Raw genomic sequence first — 5,008 nt, forward strand, 5'->3', positions numbered from 1 at the left:
TTGGTCCAGAAGAAAGGCACGGCAGCCAGAACGCCGTCAGCCCCGGTGATACCGTCGGTCTTGATGGTGATTTTTTCACCCTTGTGGCTGAAGTGGCCGTTTTGGACCCCGCCGCCGTAGTAGTATTCGTTTTGCCCTTGCTTCAAGATCTCGATGCTGTGCTTGCCGCTCAGTTCGAGGGCGGAAGCCTGGACCATCCGCGGCCGGTGGACGGATTCGTCAAAGATGCTGAAGGTAGCGGTTTTCTGCTGGAAAATCAACTTGCAGCTGCCAGCAGTGATGATGAACATGTCGCTGGTCGCGTGGGCCGTGGCCCGGGCGAAACATTGCGGGTCGGGCTCAATGCCTTTGACCAGCATGTCTTCTGTTTCGGCAAATTCTTGACTTGGATCCAGCCAGTAGCGGAAGATGCCGTTTGCGATCAAGTAGACGCGGGCAATCTCGCCGGTCGCGTAATGAAGCTCATAGTAATTTTCACGCTTATTGACGCCAACCAGTCTTCCTAATTGATGTCTTGAATTTTGCAGGTCTGCAGTCATAATCTTTTTCCTTTATGTCATGAAATATCTAATCTAATTATAGCCAAAAAGCTGGTAAATTGGAAAAAATAGCCTATACCAGTTTGGGCGGATGAGTTGTAATTGACAGGGTTTAGAAATATACGGTATGTTGCTCAGTGTAAACGATGATTTGTTGAACACAGCTAATTTATATATAACCAAAATGGACGTTTGGCGTTGTCACAAAAAAAATAATGATATAATCAAATTAAACAACAGATTAATATTTATAAAAAAGAAGAAAAATATAATGAAAAAAGCGAAAGCGTTGACTGCAGGGTTAATTGCCATGTCACTGTTATCAGTAACTTGGTTAGTTGGTGCTGCAACATGGACCGCTGGAACGACTGGAGTAAATTAGTGAATAATGTTGGTGAAACACGATCAGCGGAAACTGACTTGCATAAAAATAAAACAACTAGAGCAAGCAATAACACTGGCGTGAAAAATAAGCATTATCGTGCGGCAGTGAGATCTTCTAATTTCGAACCCAACTATAGCAATGTAAGACTGCACTTTAGTGCGGATAAAAAGTAGGTGAAAAGGATGAACTTAGTAAAGAATCGCTATGTTTTTGGTGGGTTGGCCTTATTGACACTGGTTGATGCACAGAACCAGCTTGGCGCTATTGAGGCAAATAAGATGCTTAAGCCTAGTGCGAATTTGGCTTGGCAACTGTTTTATAACGCGCAGCTCGCGGGTGGATATGAGTCGATAATTCACTTTGTATTATTTTTAGCCTTATTCCCAGCAATCGTCAGCTGGATGCTGATCTATCAAAAGAACAGCAACCTGGACAGCAGCGCTTTGACTCGTGTAAATAGGCGAAACTATTGGGCCAAACAGGGTCTGCAGCTTTTTGTGCTAGCTGCCGTGTACCGCTTATTGCTGACTGCTATGGAGCTTTTGATTGTATCCGTCAAGTTCGGCTATCTGGACTTTTCTCTTACTTTTAAGCAATCAGAAACTGCTTTTACGCTTTTTAACCAAAATGCCAGCTTACAACTTTTGATCTATACTGTTATTTCAGCACTGGGCTGGGGAATTTGGGCTTTATTGACTTACAGCGCTTGCCTCTTTGTTAAACGGACGATTTTGGTGATTCCTGTAGCCTTGCTGGTCAGTTTTGCTGGTTCAGTTCTTCCAATAGTCATTGCTCAAACGAATATTCCAGTTCTCTATGATTTTGCATACGCGCTGCTTTTTGGCAATATACAGGCACCAGGTGTCATGACGGTTAATGGAAAGCTGATGGGAGTTACAATTGTATATCCGCTTGTCAGCCTGATTTTTTATGCTGGCCTTTCCGTTTTATTTGCGCGTCTTTATATGCGTAAAGCAGAGCAAGGACTGCTGGATTGATGAAGCTGATTTTTTGGAATCCGAAAGCCAAGACTGTCTGGGGGATGATGCTCTTTTTAGCACTTATTGCTCCTGTCATCTCACCGATAAAAAATATGTTTGGGATCGGTTTGGCGGGCTTTTACACTTACTTAATCCAGCTGCCGGCTTGCTTAATCATTTTGAGCTATGACTTGGCTCTTAGAAAGAGCAGGGAGCTAGTTGAATTACGTCAGTCGCTTGCCAAGGTTTATGTGAAAATTCTGCAGTTCAATTTGCTGGTTGCTAGTCTCTTTTACATAAGCCAGCTTGTGACTTGTTATTTGTTTGGAGCCCGCATTGCGGGAGCAGCTGAGTTCCGGCTGACGATCATCATTCTGCTGGCTAAGTTTTTGATTTTGCTACTGACAACGTCCCTATACGCCTATAGTTTTATGCTGGCAAAAGGCTGGCCGCTATTAGCAGCAGCCACATTATTGCCACTTTTATATCACTACTTAATTGAGCTTGGGCCTCTTTATGGCGCGCTTAGAGCTATTGGCAGCTTGTAGGGCAATTACAGCTGATAATTTTTGGAGGAAAGAAATGTTAGAAGTTGACCACTTGCAGATGTCCTTTCAAGGGCAGGAAGTAATTAAGGACGCGACCTTTACCCTTGAGCCAGGCGACTTGGTCCACATCACCGGGCCAAATGGCTGCGGAAAATCTACCTTATTTAAAGCAATTACCGGCATCTACCAGGCAACTGGCGGGAAGTGCACTTTGGGCGAAAAAGACGAAATCGGTGCCTTGATTGAAAACCCCGGCTTTTTGGAATTCGCTGACTTGAAGAGCAACTTGAGTTTTCTAGCCAAGCTCAAGCATGAATTTGACTATAACTACACGCAGACTTTTTGCCAAAGACTGGGCTTGGACTTAGCCAGCAAGCAGCGCATGAGCAAGTATTCAATTGGGATGCGGCAGAAGGCCGGGATCATCCAGGCTGTCATGGAAAAACAGAACGTGATTCTGCTGGATGAACCGTCAAGAGGCTTGGACGCGGATTCCCTTTTGGCTTTCGCGGACTTGGTCAATGACCTGGCTAAAGAAGGACGGAGCGTGGTAATCGCGTCCCACGATCAAGTTCCAGGTATCAACTACAACAAGCATTATGTCTTAGAGCAAGGCGTGCTGACTCAAAATGAAAATTAACAAACGGTTTCTGCAATTAAGCGCAATCGTCAGTCTGCTGGAAGTCTGGCTTTTAGAAGTCCAGGGACCGCAGAAAGCAGCAGCGGCAGGGCAGATCAGCTATGGGATTTACCTGCTCACCCCGGTCACTATCTTGTTTGGCCTTGGCCTTTTGGCCATGCAGCTGTGGATCTTTGTTTCCTGCCAGCAAGACATGCAGGAAGTGTGGGTCTTCATGAAGGTGCGGCGATTGTCAGCGAAGGAAGAAAACCGCGCCATCTGGCAATTGCTTAGTCCAGGCCTGGCAACATCTTATTGGCCCAACCTGCTTATTTTATTCTTGGCCTTTAGCTGGCAGCTTTTGCTCGGACTGCTAGTGTATGTTGTGTTAACTGGCTTAGCCGCTTGGGCGGGGATGAAGTTGAAGAAGAGCTGGTTGATCATCCTGCTGCTAGTCTTGATTCGGCTGGGCTTTTGCCTGTGCTTATCTTTGGGTTAGATGAAGACAGATTTAGGGGTAGAATTGTTGGAAAATAAACTTGATGATATTCTGGCTAAAGATGATGAAGAGAATGAAGGGAAATGGTATTACCTTGATTTCTTTCCTATAACCTTTCAAGCTGGAAATGATAAATTTGATGAGTTTGAGTCATTTATCCAAGAAAAGTACTATAAATCTTTTTCTAAAAAGCTTTCTTTCATTATTTTGGGCCTGGTCAGCTATTATGACGCGGAAATCTATTTGTATGATGTAGATTACGGTGATGACTGGCTGAACTCCTTGCGTCATCAAGATCTTCTAAGCCGATTAGAATACCCGGACTTGAGCAAGCTCATCAAGCGTTTTTGCGTGAACGAAACACTTGGTTTAAAAATTGCCTTGCAGGATCATGACAATTTGGCATTGATGCTCTTTGAAGGCGGCTTGCGGCTAAGTTTTTACAATTTGACGGATGAGCAGAAGAAAGTTGCTGAAGACCTGGTCCGGTCGCAGGGCTTTTTCTTCAAAAAATCTAATAGCTGATCTTTAACTGCCTGAAACGGGCAGTTTTATTTTTGCTCATTTTTTAGCAAAGCATTGACTAAAATGCTTACAGAGTTAAGAATAATAGAAGGAAAAGATTGTTTTACTAAGGAGAAAAAATGCGCTATTACATTCATGCTGATCAGTTTTACCTGCCAAATGGCCGGGAAAAAGGCGGCTATTTAGAGATTGTTGATGGTAAATTCGGGGCCTACCTGCCAGAAGGCAGCCAAGTGCCGGACGCGGTGGACTACACTGGCTTCAGTGTGGCTCCGGGCTATGTTGACACCCACATCCACGGCTCTGTTAAAGAAGACGTGATGAAGAGCGACTGGGAGGGGATCAACCGCCTGTCTGAAGCCCTGCTGAGCGCCGGGGTAACCAGCTGGCTGCCAACGACGGTGACCGCGTCCAGTGAGCAATTGGCTGAAGTCTGCCGGATGCTGGCTGCTCACCAGGGAGAAGAAAGCGGAGCTAAGATTCAAGGGATTCACTTTGAAGGCCCATTTTTCACGGAAGAACACGCGGGGGCGGAAAATCCAAAATACATGATGGACCCAAGCCCGGCAGAACTGGACAAGTGGCTGGAAGCGTCAAAGGGGATGCTGAAGAAGATCTCTCTTGCGCCAGAACGTCCAGGAACGCCAGCTTTTGTAAGCTATGCTGTCAGCCGGGGAGTCAAGGTGGCCCTGGGTCACTCTAGTGCCAGCTATGACCAGACTAAGGCAGCCGCGCAGGCTGGGGCAACGATTTTTACCCACACCTTTAACGGGATGCCGGACTTCTCCCACAACCGGCCAAACATCGCCAACGCGGCCATGGCTCTGGAGAACATGGACAACGAACTGATTGCAGATGGTCACCACGTCACGCCTAGCGCCATCAAGGCCTTGCTGGCGGCTAAAGGCAAGGA

At 46.0% G+C, this 5,008-nt stretch carries 7 protein-coding genes and 1 pseudogene; 7 read left to right on the forward strand and 1 reads right to left on the reverse strand.

All coding sequences use genetic code 11. The annotated features are described in order from the left end of the window. Window positions 1–539 (reverse strand): annotated as a pseudogene (locus lacNas_RS10465) (TIM-barrel domain-containing protein); the annotation flags it as partial. Window positions 540–693: 154 nt separating this feature from the next. Here lacNas_RS10465 and lacNas_RS10470 point away from each other — a divergent pair. The 7 genes from lacNas_RS10470 to lacNas_RS10500 all read left to right on the forward strand — a co-directional run. Then, window positions 694–921: a hypothetical protein gene (locus lacNas_RS10470; protein WP_201330394.1), complete on the forward strand. Its 228-nt coding sequence runs from the start codon at window positions 694–696 to the stop codon at window positions 919–921. 185 nt (window positions 922–1,106) lie between these two features. After that, window positions 1,107–1,922, forward strand: a complete 816-nt coding sequence (locus lacNas_RS10475) for a hypothetical protein (RefSeq protein ID WP_201330395.1) — start codon at window positions 1,107–1,109, stop codon at window positions 1,920–1,922. Next, window positions 1,922–2,452, forward strand: a complete 531-nt coding sequence (locus lacNas_RS10480; RefSeq protein WP_201330396.1) for a hypothetical protein — start codon at window positions 1,922–1,924, stop codon at window positions 2,450–2,452. Before lacNas_RS10475 ends, lacNas_RS10480 begins: the two co-directional genes overlap by 1 nt. Window positions 2,453–2,486: 34 nt before the next feature. Further along, on the forward strand, window positions 2,487–3,092 hold the full coding sequence (locus tag lacNas_RS10485; RefSeq protein WP_201330397.1) for an ATP-binding cassette domain-containing protein: 606 nt from the start codon (window positions 2,487–2,489) through the stop codon (window positions 3,090–3,092). Continuing rightward, a complete protein-coding gene (locus lacNas_RS10490) occupies window positions 3,082–3,570 on the forward strand; it encodes a hypothetical protein (RefSeq protein ID WP_201330398.1) in 489 nt (162 codons plus the stop codon). Before lacNas_RS10485 ends, lacNas_RS10490 begins: the two co-directional genes overlap by 11 nt. Window positions 3,571–3,597: 27 nt before the next feature. Then, window positions 3,598–4,095: a hypothetical protein gene (locus tag lacNas_RS10495; RefSeq protein ID WP_201330400.1), complete on the forward strand. Its 498-nt coding sequence runs from the start codon at window positions 3,598–3,600 to the stop codon at window positions 4,093–4,095. A 119-nt stretch (window positions 4,096–4,214) separates the two neighbouring features. Next, the coding region (locus lacNas_RS10500; RefSeq protein ID WP_201346839.1) for an N-acetylglucosamine-6-phosphate deacetylase at window positions 4,215–5,008 on the forward strand (794 nt) is incomplete at its 3' end.

Origin of the sequence: Lactobacillus nasalidis (genome assembly GCF_016587775.1) — a bacterium.
In the GTDB taxonomy this organism is placed as follows: Bacteria; Bacillota; Bacilli; order Lactobacillales; family Lactobacillaceae; genus Lactobacillus; species Lactobacillus nasalidis.

Excerpts from the sequence above, each read along its gene's own strand:
- lacNas_RS10475 (WP_201330395.1), top strand. The coding sequence starts at position 1,107 with ATGAACTTAGTAAAGAATCGCTATGTTTTTGGTGGGTTGGCCTTATTG.
- lacNas_RS10490 (WP_201330398.1), top strand. The coding sequence starts at position 3,082 with ATGAAAATTAACAAACGGTTTCTGCAATTAAGCGCAATCGTCAGTCTG.
- lacNas_RS10485 (WP_201330397.1), top strand. The coding sequence starts at position 2,487 with ATGTTAGAAGTTGACCACTTGCAGATGTCCTTTCAAGGGCAGGAAGTA.
- lacNas_RS10480 (WP_201330396.1), top strand. The coding sequence starts at position 1,922 with ATGAAGCTGATTTTTTGGAATCCGAAAGCCAAGACTGTCTGGGGGATG.